At 47.0% G+C, this 26,701-nt stretch carries 21 protein-coding genes and 1 tRNA gene; 10 read left to right on the top strand and 12 right to left on the bottom strand.

Annotated elements, in window-relative coordinates; all coding sequences use genetic code 11:
- Positions 1-53: 53 nt before the first annotated feature.
- The gene (locus tag MYF79_RS07015; RefSeq protein ID WP_247813188.1) at positions 54-893 is read left to right on the top strand and encodes an SdiA-regulated domain-containing protein; all 840 of its coding nucleotides are present in this window, start codon (positions 54-56) and stop codon (positions 891-893) included.
- A gap of 10 nt (positions 894-903) precedes the next feature.
- Complete coding sequence (locus MYF79_RS07010; RefSeq protein ID WP_247813187.1) at positions 904-4,575, top strand: BamA/TamA family outer membrane protein; 3,672 nt, start codon at positions 904-906, stop codon at positions 4,573-4,575.
- A 75-nt stretch (positions 4,576-4,650) separates the two neighbouring features.
- Here the strand turns inward: MYF79_RS07010 and MYF79_RS07005 are convergent, their stop codons facing one another.
- From MYF79_RS07005 to MYF79_RS06990, 4 genes are all read right to left on the bottom strand, one after another.
- Positions 4,651-6,987 (bottom strand): GAF domain-containing protein, encoded by a 2,337-nt coding sequence (locus MYF79_RS07005; protein ID WP_247813186.1) that lies wholly within the window; start codon positions 6,985-6,987, stop codon positions 4,651-4,653.
- 220 nt (positions 6,988-7,207) lie between these two features.
- Entirely contained in the window at positions 7,208-8,428 is a 1,221-nt protein-coding gene (lysA, locus tag MYF79_RS07000; RefSeq protein WP_247813185.1) for a diaminopimelate decarboxylase, read from the bottom strand.
- A gap of 98 nt (positions 8,429-8,526) precedes the next feature.
- Positions 8,527-8,925: an RNA-binding S4 domain-containing protein gene (locus tag MYF79_RS06995; protein ID WP_199654973.1), complete on the bottom strand. Its 399-nt coding sequence runs from the start codon at positions 8,923-8,925 to the stop codon at positions 8,527-8,529.
- 76 nt (positions 8,926-9,001) lie between these two features.
- Positions 9,002-10,372 (bottom strand): dipeptidase, encoded by a 1,371-nt coding sequence (locus MYF79_RS06990; protein WP_247813184.1) that lies wholly within the window; start codon positions 10,370-10,372, stop codon positions 9,002-9,004.
- 167 nt (positions 10,373-10,539) lie between these two features.
- Between MYF79_RS06990 and MYF79_RS06985 the strand changes: the two genes are divergently transcribed.
- Complete coding sequence (locus MYF79_RS06985; RefSeq protein ID WP_247813183.1) at positions 10,540-10,899, top strand: hypothetical protein; 360 nt, start codon at positions 10,540-10,542, stop codon at positions 10,897-10,899.
- A 58-nt stretch (positions 10,900-10,957) separates the two neighbouring features.
- A complete protein-coding gene (locus tag MYF79_RS06980) occupies positions 10,958-12,190 on the top strand; it encodes a FecR family protein (RefSeq protein WP_247813182.1) in 1,233 nt (410 codons plus the stop codon).
- A gap of 12 nt (positions 12,191-12,202) precedes the next feature.
- On the opposite strand, the gene MYF79_RS06975 is transcribed toward MYF79_RS06980, so the two are convergent.
- Complete coding sequence (locus tag MYF79_RS06975) at positions 12,203-12,667, bottom strand: response regulator (RefSeq protein WP_247813181.1); 465 nt, start codon at positions 12,665-12,667, stop codon at positions 12,203-12,205.
- A 427-nt stretch (positions 12,668-13,094) separates the two neighbouring features.
- On the opposite strand from MYF79_RS06975, the gene MYF79_RS06970 reads away from it, so the two are divergent.
- Genes MYF79_RS06970 through MYF79_RS06960 form a run of 3 tightly spaced genes read left to right on the top strand, consistent with a single transcriptional unit; the run spans position 13,095 to position 14,988 of the window.
- Positions 13,095-13,685 carry a LemA family protein gene (locus MYF79_RS06970; protein WP_247813180.1) on the top strand — a complete coding sequence of 197 codons (591 nt, stop codon included), beginning with the start codon at positions 13,095-13,097 and terminating at the stop codon, positions 13,683-13,685.
- Between the two features lie 12 nt (positions 13,686-13,697).
- A complete protein-coding gene (locus MYF79_RS06965; protein WP_247813179.1) occupies positions 13,698-14,153 on the top strand; it encodes a TPM domain-containing protein in 456 nt (151 codons plus the stop codon).
- A 37-nt stretch (positions 14,154-14,190) separates the two neighbouring features.
- Positions 14,191-14,988, top strand: coding sequence for a TPM domain-containing protein (locus MYF79_RS06960; protein ID WP_247813178.1), 798 nt, complete (start codon positions 14,191-14,193; stop codon positions 14,986-14,988).
- Between the two features lie 63 nt (positions 14,989-15,051).
- On the opposite strand, the gene MYF79_RS06955 is transcribed toward MYF79_RS06960, so the two are convergent.
- From MYF79_RS06955 to gap, 4 genes are all read right to left on the bottom strand, one after another.
- Positions 15,052-18,204 carry a sensor histidine kinase gene (locus MYF79_RS06955; RefSeq protein ID WP_247813177.1) on the bottom strand — a complete coding sequence of 1,051 codons (3,153 nt, stop codon included), beginning with the start codon at positions 18,202-18,204 and terminating at the stop codon, positions 15,052-15,054.
- Between the two features lie 15 nt (positions 18,205-18,219).
- Positions 18,220-19,482, bottom strand: coding sequence for a C4-dicarboxylate transporter DctA (gene dctA, locus MYF79_RS06950; RefSeq protein ID WP_247813176.1), 1,263 nt, complete (start codon positions 19,480-19,482; stop codon positions 18,220-18,222).
- 82 nt (positions 19,483-19,564) lie between these two features.
- Positions 19,565-20,761 (bottom strand): phosphoglycerate kinase, encoded by a 1,197-nt coding sequence (locus MYF79_RS06945; protein WP_247813175.1) that lies wholly within the window; start codon positions 20,759-20,761, stop codon positions 19,565-19,567.
- 116 nt (positions 20,762-20,877) lie between these two features.
- Positions 20,878-21,894: a type I glyceraldehyde-3-phosphate dehydrogenase gene (gene gap / locus MYF79_RS06940; protein WP_199654962.1), complete on the bottom strand. Its 1,017-nt coding sequence runs from the start codon at positions 21,892-21,894 to the stop codon at positions 20,878-20,880.
- A 168-nt stretch (positions 21,895-22,062) separates the two neighbouring features.
- Between gap and MYF79_RS06935 the strand changes: the two genes are divergently transcribed.
- A tRNA-Glu gene (locus MYF79_RS06935) sits at positions 22,063-22,137 on the top strand.
- A 245-nt stretch (positions 22,138-22,382) separates the two neighbouring features.
- Here the strand turns inward: MYF79_RS06935 and MYF79_RS06930 are convergent.
- The gene (locus tag MYF79_RS06930; protein ID WP_247813174.1) at positions 22,383-22,616 is read right to left on the bottom strand and encodes a hypothetical protein; all 234 of its coding nucleotides are present in this window, start codon (positions 22,614-22,616) and stop codon (positions 22,383-22,385) included.
- Positions 22,617-22,718: 102 nt separating this feature from the next.
- On the opposite strand from MYF79_RS06930, the gene MYF79_RS06925 reads away from it, so the two are divergent.
- Together MYF79_RS06925 and MYF79_RS06920 are read left to right on the top strand one after the other, a co-directional pair.
- Complete coding sequence (locus MYF79_RS06925) at positions 22,719-23,738, top strand: helix-turn-helix domain-containing protein (protein WP_247813173.1); 1,020 nt, start codon at positions 22,719-22,721, stop codon at positions 23,736-23,738.
- 79 nt (positions 23,739-23,817) lie between these two features.
- Positions 23,818-24,627, top strand: coding sequence for an alpha/beta fold hydrolase (locus MYF79_RS06920; RefSeq protein ID WP_247813172.1), 810 nt, complete (start codon positions 23,818-23,820; stop codon positions 24,625-24,627).
- Between the two features lie 391 nt (positions 24,628-25,018).
- Here the strand turns inward: MYF79_RS06920 and MYF79_RS06915 are convergent, their stop codons facing one another.
- Both MYF79_RS06915 and MYF79_RS06910 read right to left on the bottom strand, forming a co-directional pair.
- Positions 25,019-25,477 (bottom strand): DUF6934 family protein, encoded by a 459-nt coding sequence (locus tag MYF79_RS06915; protein WP_247813171.1) that lies wholly within the window; start codon positions 25,475-25,477, stop codon positions 25,019-25,021.
- A gap of 209 nt (positions 25,478-25,686) precedes the next feature.
- The gene (locus tag MYF79_RS06910; RefSeq protein ID WP_247813170.1) at positions 25,687-26,451 is read right to left on the bottom strand and encodes a DJ-1/PfpI family protein; all 765 of its coding nucleotides are present in this window, start codon (positions 26,449-26,451) and stop codon (positions 25,687-25,689) included.
- Positions 26,452-26,701 lie beyond the last annotated feature (250 nt).

Below are 26,701 nucleotides of genomic sequence, written 5' to 3'. Positions count from 1 at the left end.
ACAGCGGGCCTGTCGCTCGCTGTGTTTTTGCATTGAATATTAACCACTCATCTATGCAAGTAAGATATATTGCGTTCTTTTTCCTGTTCCTGTCCTGCAATGCTTTCAATCGCGAGGATAAACAATATGGCTCTCCCAAAGGTTATAATCTTGCAGAGCCTACCCGTTACCGTGTCAGACAGTCCATGCAGGAGATCTCCGGCATCGTCCTCGCCCCTGACGAACATCACATCCTGTCCATCAATGACGAAGAGGGTAAGATCTATTCCATAGATGTGAGCACGGACAGGCCATATCCTACTTCCAAGTTCGATAAAAGCGGCGACTATGAAGATCTGGCCACAACAGGTGCTGATTGGTTTGTGCTGAAGAGCAATGGTCACCTGTATCATGTCAACGGCATGTTCACCGACACGGTAGACGCCACTCATTATAAACTGTCCCTTCCGGGTAAAAGGGAATTCGAAAGCCTTTATTTCGACGCAAGAGACAGCAGCCTGGTGGCCATCTGCAAGAATTGTGAAGAAGACAAAAGAGAAGGCTTTACTACCGCTTATCGTTTCCGGCTGAATACGATGGAGTATGACCCGAAGCCAGCCTACCGTATCAATGTAGCTGATATTGCCAGGCTGACGGGCGGGGATGTAGGTCACTTCAGGCCTTCAGCTGCAGCCATTCATCCGATAGAACACCGGCTATATATTGTATCTGCTATCAACCGCCTGCTCGTTATTACCGACCTTGACGGTAAAGTACAGGAAGCTTATAATCTACGGCATCGCCGCTTTCCGCAACCGGAAGGCATCTCTTTCACCGCAAACGGCGATATGTATATTTCCAACGAAGCAGTAGACGAATCACAGGCCAGCATTCTGAAATTTAAGTACCATTGAACTCATCACGATGATTAGCATTTTACCAAAAGCAAGACACATTTTACCCCTCCTCTTCCTGCCACTGCTCACCAAGGCACAGATGACGGACGATAGCCTGGCACGCCGGGTGATCCTCATCGGAGACGCGGGAGAGTTGCACAAAGACGGGCACAATCCTGTCATAGATGCAGTGAAACAGCGAATTAATTTACAGGATGCCAGGAATACCGTACTATTCCTGGGCGACAATATATACCCACTTGGACTGCCCGACGCAGGCTCTTCCAGGTATGATGAAGCCAGGCAGATACTCGACTACCAGGTAAACCTGGTGAGAAACACCAATACACAGGCCATCTTCATTCCCGGTAACCATGACTGGAAACGTTCTAAACCGGATGGATGGCAGACAGTGATCAACCAGCAGCTGTACGTGGACTCCCTGCAACTGCCCAATGTCAATTTCCTGCCTAAAGATGGCTGTCCCGGCCCGGAAGAGGTACACCTGGATAACAATACCACTTTGATCATTATGGATACTGAATGGTGGTTGTTCCCTTACCAGAAACCAGGGTCAGAATCTTCCTGCGACACCAAGACAAAGGAAGAAGTGCTTACTGAACTGAACGACATCGTTAGCCGTAACAGGAATAAACTGATCATCTTCGCAGCACACCATCCCTTCAGAAGTTATAGCATACATGGCGGTTATTATACCATCAAACAGCATATCTTCCCCTTCACTGATCTCAAAAAAGGGCTGTACATCCCTTTACCGCTGATCGGGTCTATCTACCCCATCACCCGCGGTGTATTCGGGACGCCGGAAGATATTCCCAACCCGATCTATCAGTCAATGATCCGGGGAGTGGAAGCGGCTATCAAACCACATGGCCCGGCCATCTTCGTATCAGGTCATGACCATACCCTCCAGCTCATCAAAGATGAACAGAACTTCTACGTTGTAAGTGGCTCAGGCGCCAAGGAGAACAGGGTAAAGAAAGGCAGCAAGTCGCTCTTTGCCAGTAATGAGAACGGCTATACCGTACTGGAAATATCCAAAAGCGGCCGGGTGGAAGTGAAATACTACACAATAGAGAAAACAGATGCCCCCGTATACGCACAACAGCTATTCAGCCTGCAGGATGTCCGTTCCAGCGCTATCGCCAACGCCAGCCCATCTGCCAGCCAGCTGCCAGCTACGGTTGTTATGCCGGCAGATTCACAGTATACCGGTAAGACAGGTTTCCACTACTGGCTGATGGGAAGGAATTATCGTGATGTATGGGGCACCCCGCTCAGTTTCCCGGTTTTAGACCTGAACAAGGAAAAGGGTGGCCTGAAGATCCTGAAACGCGGAGGAGGCATGCAGACACTCTCCCTGCGCCTGGAAGATAAAGATGGCAAGGAATGGGTGCTCCGTTCCCTGAAGAAATACCCGGCCAAAGCAGTACCGGAAGCCTTACGGGAAACGGTTGCCAAAGATGTTGTGCAGGACCAGATCTCTGCCGCCAATCCATACGCCCCCCTGGCCGTAGTGCCACTGGCAGATGCTGCGGGTGTACATCATACCAACCCGACCTTCGTATACTTACCTAAAGATACGGTGCTGGGTATTTATGAAAATACCTTTGGAGACGATGTATACCTGTTTGAAGAAAGAGAACCGGATGTAAAAGGAAAGACACTCAATACACCCAAGGTACTGGAACAGCTGCAGGGGGATAATGATAATACCATCAATCAGCCCGCCGTATTGAATGCACGCCTGCTGGACCTGCTGATAGCAGACTGGGACCGCCACGATGACCAATGGAGATGGGCGGGAGAGAATGGAAAAAAAGCGAAGACGCAAAGATATTTTCCTATCCCCCGCGACCGTGACCAGGCATTCTTCGTAAATGAAGGCCTGCTTCCCCGTATTGCCTCCAGGCGCTGGGCACTGCCGAATATACAGGGCTTCCGGCCAAAGATCAGGTATGTAGAAGGACAAAACCCTACTGCACAACCATTTGACCGCTCCTTTATGAACGAACTGAGTGAGCAGCAATGGAAAGATATTAGCAAGGCCTTCGTACAGCGTATTACCGATTCCACTATCAGGGCTGCGGTAAACCGCTTCCCGGATACGATCAAAGCTGAAGTGGCAGAGCGTACTTACAATACACTGAGAGCACGCCGCGATATACTGGAAAAAGAAGCGCTTGTATTATACCGATTCCTGTCCAAACACGTGGAAGTGACCGGTAGTAAAAAGGATGAGTTGTTCACCATTGAACGTCTGCCAGGCGGATTGATGGACGTAACAGTTAACAAGATCAACAAAAAAGGCGAACTGGAACAGGTGATCTATCACCGTACATTCGACCCTAAAGATACCCGTGAAGTAAGGCTGTTCGGCCTCGGCGGAGAAGACAAATATGTGGTGAAGGGAGATAACGGCTCGCCTATCAAGGTGCGCATCATCGGTGGTAAGGATATAGATACTTACATCGATAGTACCGGCAGCCATGCCGGCAAGCGTATCCGCATCTATGAACTGGCCAACAGGAAAGACAGCTTCGCCATGAACGGCAACGACAGGAGGATCCTTTCTTCCAATCCTGACATCATCAGGTATGAACGTACCTTCTTCCGCCTGAACTACAACAAGCTGATGCCGCTGGCATCTGCCGCATTTAACGCGGATGATGGTCTGTCACTGGGCGCCGGCTTCCAGTATACCACACAAGGCTTCCGCAAACGCCCGTTCGCTACACGGCATACCGTGCTGGCAGGCCACTCGCTGGGTACCGATGCATGGCAGTTCCGTTACCTGGGCGAGTTCACCGATGTGATCGGCAATACTGACCTCACCATTACAGCCAGCGCGAAAGCACCTAATAACACGATCAACTTTTTCGGCTTTGGCAACGAATCAGTGTTTGATAAGTCAAAGACCATCCGCTACTATCGTACACGTTTCGCACTGTTCAACATCGAGCCTTTACTGAATACCAAATTATCAAGGAATGTAGAACTGTATTATGGACCATCACTCACTTACTACAGCCTTGACAAAGACGAAACAGCAGGACGTATTATTTCGGATTTTCCTCACAATGGCCTGGATTCCATGTCCGTTTACCGGTCAAAGTCTTATGCCGGTCTGCGCCTGGGATTAAAAATAGATACCCGTAACAATGCCCTGATACCAACAAGAGGTATCAGCTGGAATACTTCTCTGTATGGTAGCCAGGGATTAAATGAAGACAAACGTAATTATCTGCAGGCGCAAACAGACCTGAGCATTTATACAAACTTCCATGTGCCTACCAGTGTTGTGCTGGTAACCCGTTTCGGTGCGAATAAGATCTGGGGCGATTACGAATACTTTCAGGCAGCGGCCATCGGTGGTGTTCAGAACCTCAGGGGTTATCGTAATTATCGTTTTACAGGCAATGCAGCGGTATACAACAATGTTGAGCTGCGTATTAAACTGTTTGATTTCCGTTCTTACCTCTTCCCTGCCAGTGTGGGCCTGCTTGCCTTCAACGATGTAGGGCGCGTATGGTTCCCCAGCCAGAAATCAGCCATATGGCATGATGGTTATGGCGGCGGCGTATATTTCACCCCTGCTAATCTCGTCGTGCTTTCAGCAGTAGTAGGCCGTTCTGACGAAGGCGTGCTACCATATATCACTTTCGGGTTCAGGTTCTGATATCCGGACAAAATAGCAAAGGCCCGCTCACCTAACAGGAGCGGGCCTTTTTGCGTATATTAAATCCTACAATCCTTAGTCCATATTCACCTTCACACGTAATGCCCTCAGACCGCTTACTCCCTGCAGGTCTTCCAGATCGAGCATTTCCACTTCAGCCGCCAATACACCCTTATTCTGCAGGAAAGTGATATACTTCAGGTATTCTTCCATTTCCTTCGCATAGGCGTATACGATAGAGATAGTACCCGGCTGTGTCAGGCGCTTACCCGTCTGACGGATATGCACTTTATCTATCCGTTTCTTCATGATCTCATAACGGATATTATAAGCACCTTCCACGTCAAAGCGGCGTTCATCCTGGCGGAAGCTGATATCTATCGGATTGCTGTGTACCAGTATCAGCTGTGTGGTCTGTAAAGGTACTTTCAGCGTATCTTTCAGCTTATTCGTCATTTTCGCGATCTCTGCCATGGAAGAAAGCTGCCATAGGCGAAGGTTACGCAGGTACAACAGGTCGAACTTACGGTTCTGGGCAATAGCCTGTCCGATGTAAATATTGTACTCTACGCCATCGGTACGGTACTTCTCAAAATAGCAGGGGAAGGAATGCTGAATATTCTCCTTCTCTTTATCGAGGTACTTATTGATCTTCGCGTTGATCTTTGCCAGGCTCTCTTCATACTCCTGGCGGTGATGCAGGATATGGCCTTCTGAAGTATCTACCAGGGAGAAATACCGTTCCAGTACCGGCTGCAATTCAGGGTGACTGTCATGCAGGTGATGGAACAATGGCCCGATCTCTTCATCCAGGTAATTGTTCGTCTTCAGCTCGTCTTCAGACAACATGCCGCTGGTGATACCAGTGATCAGCTCATCATTCTTGAACTTCAGTTCTTCCAGCAATGGCAGGTAGATCGTATTACCGATATAATCAAGCGTTTCCCTGATCAGCAGCAACTGTTCGCGCAGGTCTTCATGGATCGCATTGCTGCGTTCTGTAGATGAGTTCCTGATATCAACAGCACCGTATAAAGGATAGACATCTTCGAAAGAGATGTTGCCGATGTCCTTGCGATCTTCTTTCGGTGTATGCAGGTAATGCCAGGCGGCATCCGTAAATTTCCATTCTACCGAAGGCTGAAGGGCAGTGAACTGCTCCTTTATCACCTGGACGATGCGGTTATTCACGATATCGGCGCCTCTTGTCAGCAGCATCATGATCTGCGGATGACCAGGATATGCTTTGCCGATCGTTTCCGCGGTGACCTTATTAGGCTGGGAAGACGCTATTTCAACAATCCCCAGTAACTGACCTTCATACCATACAGGCGCCATCAGGTAGCTCCTGATACCTTTCAGCGGCAGGTAGCGCAGGAAAGGGTAAGACAACAGGGTAGCATCTGTCACATCCGGGATCAGTAAAGGATCTTTACTACGCTCCAGGTGTTCCAGCAATTGCTGAAACAGTTGCTGCTGTTGTTTGCCATTATTGATCACACCCAACATGACGCCACTTTCACAGAGCTCACATTCCAGTACATACCGGCCATTAATCTTGGGAATGGGAACGATATGCACGCTCACGTCCTCCTGCTGTATCAAAGATTCCAGTTCCTCTTCCATGCGGCGGTAGGTCTGTTGCTCATTACCGTCGTGCATGTTAAGGATCAGGTTCTTCATGGTGTTCTGCACTTCATCTTTTGTAACATCCTGTATGGTCCAGATCACAAAACCTTCCAGTGCGAAATTGCTCAGTGGCAGCAGTTCCTGTAAAGTTTCAAGAGAGAAATGCTGCCGGCAGATGTTATCATACTTCAGGTTGGGAATTTCTCCTTTTACTTTTACATCTACGAAACGTGCATCAATATGTAATTTAACATACTTCTTCAGCCCGTTACTGTCGGGCAGGGTCACATGATGGATGATCTCATTCTGATAATCCATCGGGAACCCATATACTTTTTCAAGTAAGAGCTTGTATAACCATTCCAGTTTGTCTCTTTTTACCTTCTCGACGGAGATTCCTTCCGGTACTGCCACCAGCTTATCGCCATTGGCGGCAAAGAGCTTCTTGAACAGGTCAGAGTAGTAAAAGATGGCAAACTTGTGTGGAACGCCTATGCCATATATATCTTTTTCCATGTCGACAGTGACAGGGAAAATGGTTGCAATGATCAGATCGAGATATTCCTGGTAAGCAGACAGGTCGTCGGCACCGGCTATGGGGCCTAGTAGAGCAGGGTTACCTTCAAACTGTTTAACTATCTTCTGATAGTAAGCAGCACGCGCATCCGAGGTTTTAGCAGCCTTTTCTTTCAGAAACTTAACGTAAGGTCCAAATGAGATATGGCTGTCTATCATTACTTCCTCTTCCTTGAACACTTCGGAGTTAGCTGATAAAACTTTCATAAACTATAATGTGTAAAAAATACTCATCGTATACTATAACAGACGAATGTGACAATAAATTATTTTATGGCTAGCAGAATAGACAGTGTGCAGGTAAAAGCAGGATTGCGGTGAATTATCCTACAAATTTATGTTAAAACTTGTTACAACACTTCAAAAAAAATGCAGATTTGCTTATACAAATCTGCATTAGTTAGTTTAAGTATTAACTATTTAGTTATTATAACTCGATCTGGTTACGTAACAGGTCCTCCAGTACATCCCGCTTACGGATGAGCTGCGCCTTGCCATCTTTCACCAGTACTTCAGCCGGTTTCAGGCGTGAATTGAAATTGGAGGACATTTCAAAGCCATAGGCGCCGGCATTGTAAAACACCAGGTAATCCCCCTCTTTTACTTCATTCAGCTTACGGTCCCAGCCAAAAGTATCTGTTTCACAGATGTTTCCCACCACGGTATAGATACGCTCTGTTCCTTTAGGATTGGAAATATTGCGGATAAGGTGGAAAGCGTCGTAGAACATTGGCCTGATCAGGTGGTTGAAACCTGAATTCACGCCTACGAACACGGTAGCCGTTGTTTGCTTGATCACATTGGCTTTTACGATGAAATAACCGCACTGGCTCACCAGGAATTTACCCGGCTCAAACCATACCTGCAAAGGACGGTTATAGGTCTTGGTGAATTTATTGAAAGCTTCTGACAGCTTTTTACCCAGCAGGTTAATATCTGTTTCCGGGTCGCCGGACTGATAAGCTACTTTAAAACCGCTACCCAGGTCAATGAATTCCAGGTCGGGGAAATGCACGGCCTGTTCGAACATGATCTCCACGCCGCGCAGGAATACGTCCACATCCTTGATCTCGGAACCAGTGTGCATATGCAGGCCGGTCACTTTCAGCCTGGTGCTTTTCACGATACGCTCGATATGGCGCAGCTGATGAATGGAGATACCGAATTTGCTGTCCACGTGCCCGGTAGAGATCTTATAGTTCCCACCGGCCATGATGTGTGGGTTGAGGCGGATACAGATAGGATAAGTATCACCAAAACGGTTACCGAACTGCTCCAGGATGGATATATTGTCGATGTTAATATGAACTCCCAGTTCTTTTGCAGCGATGATCTCGTCCAGGTCCACACAGTTAGGGGTGAAGATGATGTTATCAGGCACAAACCCGGCTTTCAGGCCCAGCAGCACTTCCTGGATGGATACAGTATCCAGTCCGCAACCCAGGGAGTTGATATACTTCAGGATGTTGATATTGGTAAGTGCTTTACAGGCATAGAAAAAGCGGGCATCCGTTTTTTGGAAAGCGTTTTGCAGCTTTTCGTACTGGATCTTTATTTTTTCGGCGTGATATACATATACCGGTGTTCCAAATTCTTCTGCCACTTTCACGAGGAAGTCGGCTGAGAGAAGATCGCTTTGCTTAGACATTTATGGATAATGATTTACAAATTTTCACACGCAGACAGCTGATTTTCTGCAAAGGCTGCCTGAAAAGTCTGCGAATTTACTACTGAAACCGGAGATTTTTAGAAATCTTCTTCTTCTCCTCCCATAAAGTCGTCCAGCTCGCGACGCTCCTTCTTGGTGGGGCGGCCGATCTTGCTAGGGCGTTTACCGGTCTGGAATACGGAAGCCTGACGTTGTTCATGTTTATCTTCTTCGGGAGTGATATCATTATAATACTTGATAGCCTCAGTGTACTGTACACGGTTCGCCAGCAGGCCGGTCACCTGTATCACCCATTTGCGTCCCTCGGTCCTGATCTCATAAACATCGTTAATGGCCACAGACCGGGCAGCTTTTACCGCCGCGCCATTCATTTTTACCCTTCCCGATTCACAGCCTGCGGAGGCCAGGGAACGGGTCTTAAAGATCCTGATAGACCAGAGGTATTTGTCAATACGTACTTTTTCTACTTCTTTCATCTTCTTGGATATGTATAAGGCCGGCCCGTTAGTAACGAGCCGGCCTTCAAATTTATCAATAAATAGCGTTATCAGGCTATTTGCTCATTTCTGCGAAATACTTGTGGAAGTACGGAATGGTCTCAATTCCTTTATAGAAGTTGGCCAGGCCATACTTTTCGTTTGGAGAGTGCAGGTTGTCGCTGTCCAGACCAAAGCCCATGAGGATGGTCTTCAGGCCCAGTTCCTTCTCGAACAGTGCTACGATAGGAATACTTCCACCGCCACGCATTGGGATAGGGCCTTTACCGAAGGTAGCCCTGATGGCCTCACTGGCCGCCTTGAATGCTACGTGATCGGTCGGTGTTACATAAGGGCTGCCGCCATGATGGGTGGTTACCTTTACTTTTACGCTTTTCGGAGCGATCTTTTCAAAATGTGCCTGGAACAATGCAGAGATCTCTTTCCAGTCCTGGTTAGGCACCAGGCGCATGGAGATCTTGGCAGAAGCCTTTGATGGCAGTACTGTTTTAGAGCCCTCACCGGTATAACCACCCCAGATACCATTCACTTCCAGTGTTGGACGGATGCCGGTACGCTCGATAGTGGTATATCCTTTTTCACCCCACAGGTCATCCACGCCCAGGTCGGCTTTATATTCCGCCTCATCGAAAGGAGCGGCGTTCAGTGCAGCACGCTCTTCCTGGCTCAGTTCCTGTACTTTGTCGTAGAAGCCTGGTATGGTGATGTGGTTATTTTCGTCGTGCATGGAAGCGATCATCTTACACAGGATGGTGGCAGGATTGGCTACCGCGCCGCCATAAACGCCGCTGTGCAGGTCACGGTTAGGGCCCGTCACTTCCACTTCCATATAGGAGAGGCCACGCAGGCCGGTATCCAGTGACGGGTTTTCCAGGCTGAGCATGGCTGTGTCGGAGATCAGCACTACGTCAGCTTTCAGTCTTTCCTTATTGTCTTTGATGAAGATCCCCAGGTTTGCAGATCCAACTTCCTCCTCTCCTTCGATCATGAATTTGATATTGCAGGGTAAGGTGTTGGTTTTGGACATGGTTTCAAAGGCCTTCACGTGCATGTAAAACTGTCCTTTGTCGTCCGCGCTGCCACGGGCATAGATCTTTTCGTCTTTGATAACGGGTTCAAAGGGACCACTGTGCCAGAGTTCCAGCGGGTCCGCAGGCTGTACGTCATAGTGCCCGTATACCAGTACTGTAGGCAGTGCAGGATCTATGATCTTTTCACCATATACTATAGGATGACCCGCAGTAGGGCAAATCTCTACCTTGTCGGCGCCGGCTTCTTCCAGGCGCAGTTTCACAGCTTCCGCACAGGCTTTAACATCCTTGCTGAAGGAGGAGTCAGCACTAACAGAAGGGATGCGCAGCAATTCCAGCAGTTCTTCGAGGAAACGATCTTTGTGTGTAACCTGATAATCTTTCCAAACTTGCATGTTCCAGTAAATTAACTTTTAGAAAGGTGCAATTTAAGGGAAAGTCAGAAATATTGATTTGTCTGTTTCAGCTGGTCAATTTGCATACGTTAACACTGCATTAACAATTTTGTTGAACTTTTGATCGAACTTAACTACACAAAACCGGTACACCAATCCCAAACAGTATGCAAATCAGCGAGGACATCACAATGTTATCTGCCCTCCAGAAGGATAACAGAATTGAGGCTTACCAATACTTCTTTATGAAATACTATAAGCCCCTTTGCTTTAAAGCCTGCCAGATGCTGGGCGATCAGGAGCGTGCGAAAGAGGTAGTGCAGCAACTATTTATAGAAGTATGGAAAAAGAAGACGTACAGGCAAATAGCCCATTCTCCCGGAGGATTTTTTTATCAGCTATTATACGAGCGATGCCAAGGGATACAACAGGCAGCAGCGCCGAGTACCTGTCCGCCATGCCGGACGGGACCTGCTCTTGTACCCCAGGCATTATCCTCGCAACTGGCAGTATTGCTTGACTCATGACCCATTATTATCAGAACACAACATCTATATTACCCTCTTATAATCCACTTAGCACAAAATGAAATACGACCAAGAGTATATATACACATTACTCCTGCGTAAGCAACTGGGCGAATTAAGTGAAGTGGAAGATACGTTGCTGCAAAAGGTCATACACACCGATGAACAGGTCCGTAAATGCTATTATGAACAGGAAGAAGCTAAACTGTATACTGACAATGCTTTTCTTGACGATCTGCGGGTAGAACATGACTGGTGCAAAGTAGCAGCTATCCTTGCCCCTAAACCCTTACACACGAGGATTTTCCTGTTTGCAAAGCGGAACAGCGCTGTTGCAGCGGCTTTTGTTATGGGCGTTGCATGTGCGGCCTGCTGGCTGGCCTACCAACAGGGCTATTTCCAGCAGCCTACTACAGCCCCGGCGTATGCATCTATGGTATACCATCAGGCGCCGGCGCCGGTACAAAAAGCTGCCCCGGCATCCATTGTATTACCGGCCGATACCACCGTTCGCGTTAGCACCAACCCGGCGCCGCTGGCGGGTAATGAGCCCTCAGCATCTTCATCAGATACTGCAACCGGCGATAATAATTTGCTACCCGGCAAACAGATCACACACGACAGCATCTACCAAAGCAGCGCCATAGAATGGAACACGCTGACAGTGCCTCCCAGGACGGATTACAGGATCGAGCTCTCCGACGGAACGGAAGTACATCTCAACGCCAGTTCCACCCTGCGGTTTCCCTTCATATTCCCCGGCAGGACCAGGGAGGTGTACCTGGAGGGAGAAGCATTTTTCACCGTGGCGCACGATCCGAAGCACCCCTTTATTGTACATACGGGCACCACATCCGTGATCGCGCTGGGCACGGAGTTTAACGTAAATTCTTACGATCATAACATTATCACAACCTCCCTTGTCACAGGCAGTGTGGTAACAGATGTAGGCGATAGTCTGGATGTAACCCTGAAACCGGGCTATGAGGCCATTTACAAACCGGGTGAACGCTTTAAGGTAAAACGTTTCGACGAGAACGTTACCCTCGGCTGGAGAGATGGGATCTTCCGTTTTCAGAATAAACCGCTGGAAGATATAAGTCCCGTTATGAAGCGCTGGTTTGGCCTGAAGGTATCATTTGCAAGTCCCGGTATCGCTGCTCTGCTTATTTCCGGTGATCTTGACAAGGATAAACCCGTTGCGGACTTTCTGAATGGCATCTGCCGGGAAAAAGGCCTTGACTGCAAGATCTATGACGGCACCATTCACTTTAGCGTACAGAAAAAATAGGCGGAGAACAAATCAGGAAATCAGTTTCTGCCGTAGCAGGAATTCAAGCTTCTCGTTCACATCCAGCAATTTGGCTGTTAACTCTTTATTCTCTTTCCGGAGGGAGTAAACTTCATATGCCTTATCTATATTCTGCTTCAGCTCATCATCATTCCAGGGTTTTGAAAAGTATTTGTATACCTGCCCTTTATTGATGGCATCTATCACGGCATTGATATCAGCATAACCGGTTAACAGCATCCGGATAGGTTCCGGATATTTATCGAGAATCGATTCGAAGAACTCAATTCCCGTCATTTTGGGCATCCGCTGATCGGAAATGATGATGTGTATTTCCTGCTTGGCCAGCACCTCTTCCGCCTCCTCTGCCGAAGTAGCTGTATACACTGTATAGAGCCTACGGAATGATGCCTTAAAAGCATTTAAATTGTGTATCTCATCATCAACATACAGGATATGGATGTGTTGTGCACTCATTGACGCTGCCTTGGATTCAAATAATTAAAAAAACGCGTTACAAACGAATGAAAGAAGGATAGACACTGAAAAACAAGCGCTTATATTGACCCGTTCATGGATAACTTCTTCATATACAAGCTGTTCCGTACCTTGCTACCAGGAAATAATAGTAAAATTATAGAGAAACGCACATACCGCTGCCGTTTTTTTTGACAATGACGATATCTTTTCTGTGAAAGTGAAATAACGCCGTTTTATCGTTTAACCCCTACATCCTTGAAGATTAAAAAAAAGCCACTATGTTTGCTTTTGCTATCCAGTTTATTTCATGGAGGTCTTGACCGGATGCCCCCAAACTGCATTCTAAGTTACGATAAACCAAAGTGATATAGTACTGTTGTATTTAAAACTGCAAACCATAGATTAAACTTAAATCCTTTTCAACATGAAAAAAAACACGCTTGTTATCTTAATTATTATAGCTGTCATCGTGATACTCGGCGGTTGTGGTGTTTCTAAATATAACAGTATCGTTGGCTTGGACGAAGCCGTAAAAACCTCCTGGGGTACCGTACAGAGCCAATACCAGCGCAGGTCAGACCTGATCCCGAATCTTGTTGCAACTGTAAAAGGCGCTGCCAACTTCGAGCAGGAAACATTGACCAAAGTAGTGGAAGCCCGTGCCAAAGCAACGTCCATCAACGTGAACCCGGACGACCTGACTCCTGAAAAAATGCAGCAGTTCCAGCAGGCACAGGGTCAGCTCAGCACTGCTCTTGGAAGATTACTGATGGTGACCGAAAACTACCCTACGCTGCAGGCTAACCAGAACTTCCGTGACCTGCAGGCGCAGATAGAAGGTACTGAAAACCGTATCGCTGTTGCCCGTAAAGATTTCAACGAAACAGCAAGAGTATATAACAGCACCATCCGTACTTTCCCGAACAATATCGTGGCAGGCTTCGGCGGCTTCCGGCAGAGACCTTATTTCGAGGCACAGGCAGGCGCAGAGAATGCTCCAAAAGTGCAATTCTAAACGCAATCCTGTATGAGCATATTCCCATTCAAAAAAAAGGAACTCCTCACAGAAGCTGAGAAACAACAACTGGTACAGGCTATACGCGATTCGGAAAGGCTTACCAGCGGAGAGATCAGGCTGTACGTGGAAAGCCATTGCAAGTATGTCAATCCCATGGACCGCGCTCAGGAGGTATTTCTGCAGCTGGGCATGGATAAGACTAAACGCAGTAACGGCGTTATCCTCTACATTGCCATGAAAGACCGCCAGTTTGCCATCCTGGGAGACCGGGGCATTCATGAGAAAGTAGGCGGCGACTTCTGGGTAAAGGAAGGCGAACTGCTGATCAGTTATTTCCGTAAGAATGACTACGTTGGCGGCATTGAAGCCTGTATCCGGGAAATAGGAGAATCGCTTTGCAAGTATTTTCCTTTTGAAGGGGATGACGAAAACGAATTACCCGACGACATCGTGATTGGAAGATAAGCGGCGGCTGATCATCCACCGCACTGTAAAATTTTATATGATGAGGAAAATATGCTGGTTATGGCTGGTTATACTGTTGTTCACCGGATGGAAAGTACAGGGGCAGGATATTCCTCCCCGTCCTAATCCTCCACGGCTGGTAAACGACCTGGCAGGCGTATTGTTAGGCGATGAGGCAGAAACGCTGGAGCGCAAGCTCCGCGCCTACTACGATAGTACCTCCACCCAGATCGCGATCGTAACGATGAACACCATCGGCGACTACGAAAGCAGTGAAGTGGGTTTAAAGATCCTGCGCGACTGGGGCATCGGTACCAAAGGCAAAGACAATGGGATCCTGATACTGGCTGTCATCCAGGACAGGAAAATACGTATAGAGACCGGCTATGGCATGGAAGGCGTAGTGCCCGACGCTATTGCCAACCGTATCATAGACGAAGCGATTAAACCTAATTTCCGTCAGCAGCACTATTACCAGGGCTTAGACGAAGCAACTGACAAGATCATTGCAGCTGCCGCAGGAGAGTATAAAGCTGCTCCGGGCAGCGGCGGAGGCAAAGGAAAAGGCAGCAACGCCCTCTTTATGATCATCTTTGTTATCATCATCATTATTCTTATCATGAGGAATCGTGGTGGGGGTGGCGGCACTACCATCAGCAGAAGAGGTTCCGGTGGCTGGATAGGCCCTGTAGGGGGACTTGGAGGCTTCGGCGGCTTTGGCGGTTTCGGTGGTGGTGGCAGCTCCGGCGGAGGCTGGGGCGGCGGTGGTGGCGGAGGCTTTGGTGGCTTCGGCGGCGGCTCCGGAGGTGGAGGCGGCGCCAGTGGAAACTGGTAACAACGTTCAATACCGTATAAAAGCAAGAGGCTGTCCGCATATGAGCGAGGCAGCCTCTTGCTTTTATACTTCTGTCAGCGGGAACCAGACACACACTCTTGTGCCGGCAGGTTGCCCCGCCTCATCGTACAGGTCCTCTATATCGAAGGTGGCTTCCAGGTTAAAGCGCCTGTTATACAAGGCCAATCTGTCTCTGGTGATCTGTAGTCCGCGCGAATGATGCTCATTTCCCTGCTGCCGCTGCATAGCAGCTTTCTCCCTGCCAATGCCATTGTCTTCTATCACACACAGCAGGCTTCCCTCCCGCTGATGGAATGTAATAGACAGCCTGCCATCCTCTTTTTTATGTAACAAGCCATGCCAGATGGCATTCTCCACAAATGGCTGCAGGATCATGGTGGGAATATCAGTAAAGTCAGGGTCCAGCGCATCGTCTACCGTAATGATATAGCTGAACTGATCGCCAAACCGTAATTTCTCCAGCTCCAGGTAATTTTCCAGCATCTTCAGTTCTTTTGATATAGGAATGCTGTTCAACTGGGAATTGTCCAGTACATTCCTGATCAGCCTCGCAAAACGGCTCAGATAGGACAATGCCTGCTCTGTTTCCCGCTTCATCATAAAGGTCTGGATAGAGTTCAGGGCATTAAAAATAAAGTGGGGGTTCATCTGCGCCCGCAGCGCCTTCATTTCCAGCTGCGCAATTTGCTGCTGGATAACCGCCCGCCGGCGGGCCTCTTTCTTCACAGCATTCACCCGCAGTTTAAAATAGATATAGATCAGCACTATGATGAGCAGTGTGCATAAGACCCGGAACCAGGCCGTTTGCCAGAAAGCCGGCAATATGTTGATTGTGAGGGTAGTGATACCGGTTGAAAATGTGCCGGCAGGATTTACGCTGCGTACCTTGAACCGGTAACTGCCGGGTGGCAGATTGGTATATCTTGCTACCAGCAAGCCTTCCGCTTTCACCCATTCTTCGTCTACGCCTTCCATCTGGTACAGGTACCCGACCGATTCATGATGATACTGCAGGCTTTTGAATTCGATACTGATAAAATTCTGCCGGTGCGATAAGGTCAGCGGCGAATACCGGCCCCCCTCCGCTCCTATATTGATCACACTATCCATGGCCCGGAAACTCAGGATCGTCACATCCGGCGGAGGTGGCGCCACCTCCAGGGCAGCAGGATCAAATATGACAAAATGATCCGAAGCACCAACCATCAGCCGGCCATCCCGCAACTGGCTTACGGAACGCCGCACCTTCCTGTTATTGTCTATGATATCTCCCGACTGCACAAATGTCTCAATAGTTCCCTGCTGGCGGTTGAAGCGGTAAAAACCATATTGGGTAGTGAACCATACGCCTGTATTTCCAATCACCTGCAGGTTCAGCACCCATTCATCGAAAAGGGCGCCATTGATCATTAAGGGTCTTCCTTTCCCGCTAAGGGTGTTATATATCCAGAGGCCATGATCCGTTCCTGCAATGAGGGTGCTGTCGTCCAGGAACTCAATGCAGGTGATATTACTCACAGTTAATTTATCCTGCATGAAAAGTGTAGAACTGCTTACCTTCCTGGTTTTAATATTAAACCGGATCAATCCTGCATCGCTGGTGGCCATCCACAACAGCGAATCGTGCTGCCGGGCAATATCCATTACTGTTATAGGCCGTTTTACATATTCCAGCAGCGCCGTATACCGCATAAACTCATTGGTACGGGTATCCCATTTGACGAGCCCTCTTTTATACAATCCTATCCAGACGGCCGTATCTTTTTCCGGCAACATCGTCATCAGGGTTTGCTTTCCAAAGACCGGCGATTGATAGTGATCCACGAAAATGCCTTTTTCCGGATCAAATACAGAAAGGTGACCATTTTCCTGCCCTACCAGTACTTTTCCGTCCGGCATCTCCGCAAAGCTCCAGACCAGGCTCCGCTCTTCCGGCAGCTGGTAAGCGGGGCCTCTGCCACTGTGCAGAAATTGTCCTCTCAGCTCCAGTGAGGGATTTAACCAACTGACACCCTTCCCCCAGTACCCGGCATATATATTCCCCCTGCTGTCCTGGAACAGGCCTGTCACCTCTGCCCTGGGCAAACGCTCAGTAGTGCCTTTGAACCCGGTACGATGATCCATAATGCGGAAGGAATTGTCCGGCATATTTAAAATGTTAACACCCAGATCTGTTCCTATCCAAAGGCGGCCATTACGGTCGTTCAGGAAACAATTCACCTCAAAATCGTAGTGCAGGCTCTGATCGTCTTCATTATTCGCCCGGATGTTCGTAGTGAACTTGCCGGTACTTTCATTAAACCTGTAGATCCCGCCATTTTCGGTAGCCACCCATATATTCATCCCCTTGTCAGACACGATGTCTGTCACCATATTTCCATCGCCGGAAGGGAATGAAAAGGAGAAAGTTTTCAGCTCACCTGTATCCGGATGATATTGATAGAGCGTATCGCCTCCCCTGGCAGCCACCCATATACGTTGCTGGCGGTCTATATAAAAGCGTTTGACACTGCTTCTGATAGTGAGCAAAGGATTGTGCCGGGGATTATTTGCATGATAGTAGAGGTTCTTCCTGGGAGGATCAAACATATAGATACCGCTGCGTCCACTGATCCACAAATTGCCTTCAGCATCTTCTATGATGGTACTGTACAGGTCACCCCGTATTGCTTCAGGAATGTTGGCAGGCTTGATAAAATGACGGTTTACCTCGTCATACTGCAACAGCCCTTCCTGCGTAGTGACCCATATCACACCGGCATGGTCCTGTATGATCCGGCTACAACTCAGGCTGCCATGTAAAGAGGGAGGAATGTCGATCTTGAGCACTGATACGGCCGATGAAGCAGGGTCATAGTACCGGATATTATCCGGAGCCCCCATCCAGATCCTTCCTTTGTTGTCTTCACACAGACAGATATCGTCATAATAAATAGAGCCCGGTACTTTATCGAAACTGGCAATGGTCACCAGGTTGATACCGTCATAGCGCTGTAAGGCAGTGCTGGCGATCCATATAAAGCCTTTACTGTCCTGCAGGATGGCAGAAACATGATTGCTGGCCAGGCCATCTTTACGGTCCAGGTGTGAGAAAGTATAAGCAGTGCCCTGCGCCTGCACAACCGAACAATACCATGTCATCAGCCATAACAGCAGGGCTGAGACAGATAAGCGTTTCGATAAATGCAGTTTCATCAAGTGGTGAAAGCGTTAAATTGTTTTTTGCACCCCGGCTATACCAATAGCAGCACGGTATTTCTCTTCATCAAAAGCATTTTCACTTTTGGCCATCACGATGGTGGCCACACCATTGCCGATAAGGTTAGTAATAGCCCGCGCCTCAGACATAAAGCGGTCTACACCGATCAGAATGCCCAGCCCTTCGATGGGGATCACCTTTATAGCTGTAAGGGTAGATGCCAGTACAATAAATCCGCTGCCAGTAATACCAGCAGCTCCTTTTGAGGTTATCATCAATATGCCGATGATCGTCAACTCCTGCCAGATGTCCAAATTTACACCATAGACCTGAGCCAGGAATATCACAGCCATAGAAAGGTAAATACTGGTGCCGTCCAGGTTGAAGGAATAGCCGGCTGGCACTACCAGTCCCACTATCTGCCTGGCGCATCCAAATTGTTCCAGCCGTGCCATCAGACCGGGCAATGCGGATTCGGAAGACGAAGTGCCCAGTACGATCAGTATCTCATTGCGGATAAATTTAAGGTAATGCCAGAGGCTGAAACGGTAAATACGCGCAATACCAGCCAGTACTATGCCTATGAACAGCAGCATGGTAAGGTATACACAACCCATCAGTTTCAGCATAGGGTACAAAGACGCCAATCCGAAGCTGCCTACCGTATAGGCCATTCCGCCAAAGGCGCCCAGCGGGGCCAGTCGCATGATAAATTTCAGGATGTTGAAAAACACTTCGGACAATTTCTCGAAAGTAAGCAACAGCGAAGCCCCGGCGCTATTCATCCTGGTAAGGCCATACCCAAACAATACGGCAAAGATCAGTACCTGCAGGATGTCTCCCTTTGCAAAAGAATCCACCACGTTGGAAGGCACGATATGCATGAGGAACTCTGACCACTTAAACTCTTCGGCCTGTTGCTGGTATTTCGCAACAGCAGCGGTATTGATGTTCTCAAAGGCTCTTCCCACACCCGGCTTCAGTTCATTTGCTACGAGCAAGCCTATGGCAATGGCCAGGGTGGTAATGATCTCAAAATACAATATTGCCTTCCCTCCTACACGACCTACTTTCTTCATGTCTCCCATGCGGGCTATGCCCAGTACGATGGTCAGGAAGATGATCGGTGCGATGAGCATCTTGATGAGGTTAATGAAGACTTCACTCATTAATTTACCTGTAGCAGCGATGGAGGGGAATAGGGCGCCGGCGAGTATGCCTAGGATAATTGCAACGACTACCTGGAAGTATAGATGCCTGTAAAGTTTGCTCATACAGTCAAGATACAAAAAAACGCTTAACGCTGCATGCTATTTGCATACGGCGTCAAGCGTTTTACAATATGATATGTAACGATTATCCTTTGATAGCAGCAATACCTGGAAGGGTCTTACCTTCAAAGAATTCCAGCATAGCGCCACCACCGGTAGATACGTAACTTACTTTTTCAGCCAGGCCAAACTGGTTTACCGCAGCTACGGAATCACCACCACCTACCAGGGAGAATGCACCCTGTGCAGTAGCGGTTACGATAGCATCAGCAACTGCTTTAGTACCTTTCTGGAAAGCCGGCATTTCAAAAACACCCATAGGACCATTCCACAGGATAGTTTTTGACTGCTGGATCGTTTCGCTGAACAGCGCTACGGATTTCTCTCCTATGTCCAGTCCCATCCATCCGGCAGGAATGTTATCATTGCTTACCACCTGGGTATTGGCATCAGCAGCAAATTTATCAGCAGCTACTGAATCCACAGGCAGGATCAGTTGAACACCTTTCGCTTTTGCTTTAGCCAGCAGTTCCAGCGCCAGTTCCAGCTTATCATTTTCGCAGAGGGAGTTACCGATCTCTTTACCCTGTGCCTTCAGGAAGGTATAAGCCATACCGCCACCGATGATGATGTTGTTGGCTTTTTCCATCAGGTTTTCGATGATCAGGATCTTGTCGCTCACCTTAGCGCCACCCAGGATAGCGGTAAAAGGTTTGCCGGCGCCGTTCAGCACTTTCTCAGCGTTACCTACTTCTGCTTCCATCAGCAAACCAAACATACGCCTGTTAGCAGGATAGAACTCAGCGATAACAGCTGTGGAAGCGTGTGCACGGTGAGCGGTACCGAAGGCATCGTTCACGTAGACATCGCCCAGTTTGGACAGTTTTTCTGCAAAGGCTTTATCACCTTTTTCTTCTTCTTTATAGAAACGCAGGTTCTCCAGCAGGAGCACTTCTCCGGCCTGCAGGTTAGCGGCTGCGGATTCTGCTACGGGACCGATGCAGTCTTCAGCAAACTTCACGGTAACGCCATCCAGCAGTTTTACCAGGTGGTAAACCAGGTGTTTCAGGGAATACTTCTCGGTAGGACCATCTTTCGGACGTCCCAGGTGAGACATGAGGATCACGCTACCGCCATCTTTCAGGATTTTCTTGATAGTTGGCACGGCAGCCGTCATACGGGTATCGTCGGTGATCTCGTATTTATCATTGAGGGGCACGTTAAAATCAACACGTACCACTGCCTTATGGCCGTTAAAATTGAAGTCGGAGAATTGACTCATTTGCAATTATTTTAAAAGATGGAGAAGTAAATCTGAGAATAAAATATAAATGGTGAACAGTGAATGGTGTATAGAATCACCATTTACCATTCACCACTTACAGTATAGCAATAAGCTTATTTGCTGATCAGACCGGCGAAGTACTTAACAGTACGTACCAGCTGAGATACATAGCTCATTTCGTTATCGTACCAGGATACGGTCTTAACCAGTTGTTTGTCGCCCACAGCAACGATCTTGGTCTGTGTAGCATCAAACAGGGAACCGTAGGTGATACCGATGATATCGCTGCTCACGATCTCGTCCTGAGTGTAACCGAAAGATTCGCTGGAAGCGGCTTTCATTGCTGCGTTGATCTCATCAACACTTACTTTTTTCTTCAGAACGGTAACCAGTTCAGTCAGGGAGCCGGTGATAGTTGGAACACGCTGAGCGCTACCATCCAGTTTACCTTTCAGGGAAGGCAGAACCAGGCCGATCGCCTTAGCAGCGCCGGTGCTGTTAGGAACGATATTAGCGGCAGCAGCACGTGCACGGCGCAGGTCACCTTTCGGGTGAGGAGCATCCAGTGTGTTCTGGTCGTTGGTGTAAGCGTGGATGGTGGTCATAGTACCGAGTTCGATACCGAAGCTGTCATCCAGTACTTTAGCCATTGGCGCCAGACAGTTGGTAGTACATGAAGCGCAGGAAATGATAGTTTCGCTACCATCCAGGATATCATGGTTCACGTTGAAAACTACTGTTTTCAGATCGCCGGTAGCAGGAGCAGAGATCACTACTCTCTTAGCGCCGGCAGTCAGGTGAGCGGCTGCTTTATCTTTATCTGTAAAGAAACCTGTAGATTCAATCACCACATCAATACCATGCTCTTTCCAGGGAATCTGTGAAGGGTCTCTCTGTGCGTATATTTTTACTTCATTACCATCAACGATGATCGCGTTATCAGAATGTTTAACTTCTGAATCGAAACGACCCTGTGCAGAATCGTACTTCAACAGATGAGCTAATACAGCGGGACTTGTAAGGTCATTAATAGCTACCACGTCTATACCTGGCATCTTGTAGATCTGACGGTATACTAAGCGGCCGATACGACCAAAACCATTAATACCGATTTTAAGAGTAGTTCCCATTTTACACTGAGTTTGTTGAGATTGAAAAAAATTGAGTAGCGAATTTACAAGCTATAGCGGGATAAAGCAATATAAATTTAGGTTAAGCAAGTTTTTTTTGAAAATATCAAAATAGCGATTACCTTTGCAGTCCTCTAAACACATGAGATCATGTCAAAAGGGGGATTAGCCGCGTTGGTCAATCGGCTAAGACGCCTCCCTTTCACGGAGGAATGACGGGTTCGACTCCCGTACGCGGTACCAACACGAAGAAAAGGGAACATCGGATGATGTTCCCTTTTCTATTTATACAATACTAACTTTTCAAAAAAATCCCATATCCTCCTTCCGATATAAAGGAAAGAAATCAGTTTGCCGGCCGCCGTGGCATAATTTGATAGCATCTCAGCATGGAAACGAAAGGATTGTTTGCCTGCCTTTTACACATGAAATGAACTCGAAAAGGCTCCCACCTCAACGTACGCAGGAAGAAAATTAATGGAGTGATTTTAAATATCCAACCTATTCAATGTTTTAACCCGTCCAGAAAGAACATTGTCATAGTCCCTGTCCCGCGCTGACTCATCTTCATAGGACCAGATCTCGTAATGCTCCTTACTGAAGTAAAACCGTATCTGGTAATCTCCGCTTTCGCCGTTTCCTGCATTAATATGCGTCACAAGATCAAGATTAACAACCCGTCCGGATGTCTGCTCAATTGATGATTTGATGAAAGTTGCCATTAGTAACAAGATTTTAATTATGTTAAGTCTGCAATTCGAAGCTGCCATACCTCTGCGGGCAAATAGTTGCAGCCCTCCGCCAACTGTTCTTACCACCCAAAGATGATACCAGATCGAACATATGTCCGGCCTGTTGCACCGGAAAACGATACATCAAGTGATGCCCCTCTTCAATCGTCAAAAGCACTCAGGCAAGGTTCTGGCTTTAATAGGTTGAACTTTCGTATCGTTGCACATTATATGCAACCAGGAAAAATCATACCTCTTCAATTTGATGATACTATGCCCATCGGTATAGAGACCATCCCTATCGACAATCGTTATGTGCTGGAAAGCCAAAGCCTGACCTCGCCTCACAGAGCGTCCTTTTTCTGTGTGCTATGGTTCATTGAAGGCACTCCAACACACATGATCGATTTTATACCTATAACAATTAAGCCCGGCAGCTTTCTTTTTGTAGGGAAAAACAGGTTGCAGTTCTTTGATCAGCATACCCACTTTAAAGCTAAAGTGCTGCTTTTTACAGATACCTTCTTTTCTATTACTGTTAGTGACAATAATTTTTTAACCAGAACTTCATTGTTCAATCAATATGATAATAACAAATATTGCCTGTTAGAGGAATCAAATACCTTGAAAGAGTTCTGGAATTTGATTGAACAGCAAGAGCAAACAGTACTCGACAGCTATAAGCCATTGATATTGAGAAATCACCTTGCAAACTTTTTATTACAGGCAGAACGTGAAGCTGGCCTGATTACGAATAAGGCTACTGTTTCAGACAACCACCTTGAAGTTTTCTTTAATTTTAAAGATCTTTTGGAGAAACACTTTAAGGAGCAGCAGTCAGTTGCCTTTTACATTGAACAACTAAATCTTTCAGGGAAAGCGCTCGCCCGTGTCACACAAAGACTTTCCGGGCAAACTCCAAAGCAGTTAATAAACGAGAGATTGTTGCTGGAAGCTAAACGATTATTAATCTACAATAATGAGGCTGGTAAAAGCATTGGCTATTCTCTCGGCTTCACAGATCCAACTAACTTTATCAAGTTTTTCAGAAAACATACGGGGAAAAGCCCTACTGCATTCCGGAAGTTTCATCACCCTTCTGACGGGCAATAATTTACCACTAAATGGGACTTTTACACCTTTTTCTGCCTAGCCATTAAATTGACCTTTGATCTGTAAAAACTAAGATCATATGTATTATCAAGTAAATGATGTCCGGCTATTGGTAGAAAGTGAAGGGAACAACCATCCCGCTTTAATATTCCTTCATTTTTGGGGTGGATCTTCAAGGACCTGGAAACAAGTCTCTGATCTATTAAAGAAAGATTATCGCTGTATTCGAATGGATCTGCGCGGATGGGGCGAATCAGACAAACCACAAACCGGATATGATATCCAGTCTTTGGCAGATGACGTATCAGGTCTCATTAGTCAGCTGCAACTGAACAATTACATTTTAGTAGGTCATTCAATGGGTGGAAAGATTGCCCAGGCAATTGCGGCAAAAAAGCCTGCCGGACTAAAAAAATTAATCCTGGTCGCTCCATCTCCCGCCGTTTCCACTATCCTGCCAGCGGAAATGGTACTGGGCATGGAAAATGCATATACCAGCCTGGATAATATCAATCAGACAATCGATCACGTATTTAACGCCCCGGATTTAACACCAACTGTCAGACAAACCATAGTGGAGGATATGCAACGGCACAATACAGCATCCCGGCTGGGATGGCCTGCCGCAGCATTGACGGAGGATGTGTCTGCCGGATTATCATCTATTTATATACCAACACTGATAATTGCCGGCGAAAATGATATTGTAGACTCCCCCTCACGATTGCAGGCTGAACTGGTAGCAATAATACCTGGCTCCAGAATGGTGGTTATTCCACGGGTAGGGCATCTGATAATGGTACAACAACCCGAAAAAGTGGCTGAACTAATTCATGATTTTTGCAGAAGTGAACAGGCTGCAATGCCCTTTTCGGGACATGTGGCGTAGATACAGATACGCAGGGAATATCTGCGTATTGGTGCAGGAGATAGCACGATAAGCAAAGTATTAAAAAGCCGTCTCACTTAAACGGGATGGCTTTTTTTACGCAGATGAATTTACCACGCCCACAATAACGATTCGCTACAGCAAGCAGACTGTTATTAACGGAGCCTGGGATTAAGGTGCGAAGGAAGCCCTACCTTTTTAAGAAGTCTTTTTACAGCCTGGGCCTTTTTCTCAAAAAAAGGATGTCCCTCAAATGAAGGCAATGTAGGATCTACGGCAACCAATGGCTTGATACCGACCTTAGTAATTCCTCTCTTTTTTGACTTATTTGACATAACACGAAGTTAATTATTTTTACCTACTTCTAAAAACCTATCTAATTGCCTGGTGATCAAAAGCTAAAACTCCCTTTTTGATATCCTAAAAATGCTTGATAATTTACTCCTTTTTGGAAAGGCTCCCAGTGATCGTCTTCTACTAATCCGTATACTTCAAAGACCGGTTCAATTCGCTCCCAATGTTTATTTATATTCATCTGATATAACCGGGTTCTCGCCTTGTTAGTTCCTTGAACAGAGATAAGTGAATTAGGGAACAAATTGGTAAAATCATAAATGATTGAGCCAAGTGTCCCCATTATAACATCTACATCTTTATTATCGCTTATAGCAGTATCGGAAATATCTCCTGTTGCAGGATCTAAGTCACCGAACCCAAAATTGTAAAGGTGCTCATCGAGCAGATTAAATTTAGCGATCTTTTGTATTGCACCCTGTGGCCCGTTACTAATAAAATGATAAGCCATAAAGCTTTTGTCAGCTGTATATTGATATTTATCAAGCCCAAACATAAATGCAATATACAGAGGAAACCAACACAAAAAGCACCATTACTGCTTACATATCAATGCGATATACATTTTAATCAGCCGCTTGTTATTTTGAAATCCTGCATAAAATAGTTCGGTTTGTCTGGCGTACATACCAGTGATTGTGCCCTTATGAGCAGCTTTTTTAGCAGCATATCATGTAGCGTCGGGTAAGATCTTTGCCCCAGCAATTAACCAATCCTATACCCAGGATTGTTTTCCGCTCCGGCAGCAAATTGTATCGCATCTTCTTCACGCAATTGCTTAATATGCCCATACCGCCGGTAATAAGCCTCAATAGTCGCTTGCTCCGCTGTTTCAGGAGTGCCGCTGTTGAAAGGAGGATCAGGGGCATACTCCAATTCCAGCTGGATCTCTTTGGCTTCCGCCTCACCTCTGAGTATTGATACCAGTTTCAATGCGCCGTCAATACCAGCCGTGACGCCCGCGGTACTTAACAATTTGCCGTCAACCACATATCTCGACTTCACCGGTATCGCTCCATAATATTTTAAGAACTCCCATGATGCCCAATGGGTCGTTGCCCGTACTCCCTCCAAAATTCCGGCAGCACCGCACAAAAGCGCTCCCGTACATACGGACATGATATATTTTCCGGACAGATAGTGTTTGTGGATAAAAGATAACACCTCCGTATCATGCATTAGATCATGCTGTCCAAACCCGCCGGAAACCACCAACAGATCAAGTTCCGGGGCATTGGCAATTGCTGTATCGGGAGTTATTGTCAATCGTTTGATATCTTTCACGGGGGTTAGCGACTTAGCAATAACATATATTTCAATGTCCGTCATCCGGGATAGTACTTCAAAAGGCCCTGTAAAGTCGATCTGGTCCTGGTTTTCATACACCAAAAATCCCACCTTCAAAGGTTGATCGTAGTGCTCACCATTCTTTGTATCAGCAACAGTGAGAGTAGTATCATCTTTTCCCATGTTTTATATGATTTTGTGTAAAAGTAACGCTGGCACCAGGGCAAATAAGGACAAAATTTATACAAATACTGCCATCAGCAATTAATTAAATCTGCGTCCTGTAGCACATCCAACGATTCCCAGGAACGGATCGCTCAGGCTTCACCGCCAAATTCCGCTGAATTTTGTCAGGACAATTCTTCCGCCCGGTATGTCGATATGAACGAAAGTATTATTGCCTGAGATAACTGTCGGCCATACCGTGAAACCA

The sequence above is a fragment of the Chitinophaga filiformis genome (genome assembly GCF_023100805.1).
Classification (GTDB): Bacteria; Bacteroidota; Bacteroidia; order Chitinophagales; family Chitinophagaceae; genus Chitinophaga; species Chitinophaga filiformis_B.
This window is presented reverse-complemented; position numbering and strand designations above follow the sequence as displayed.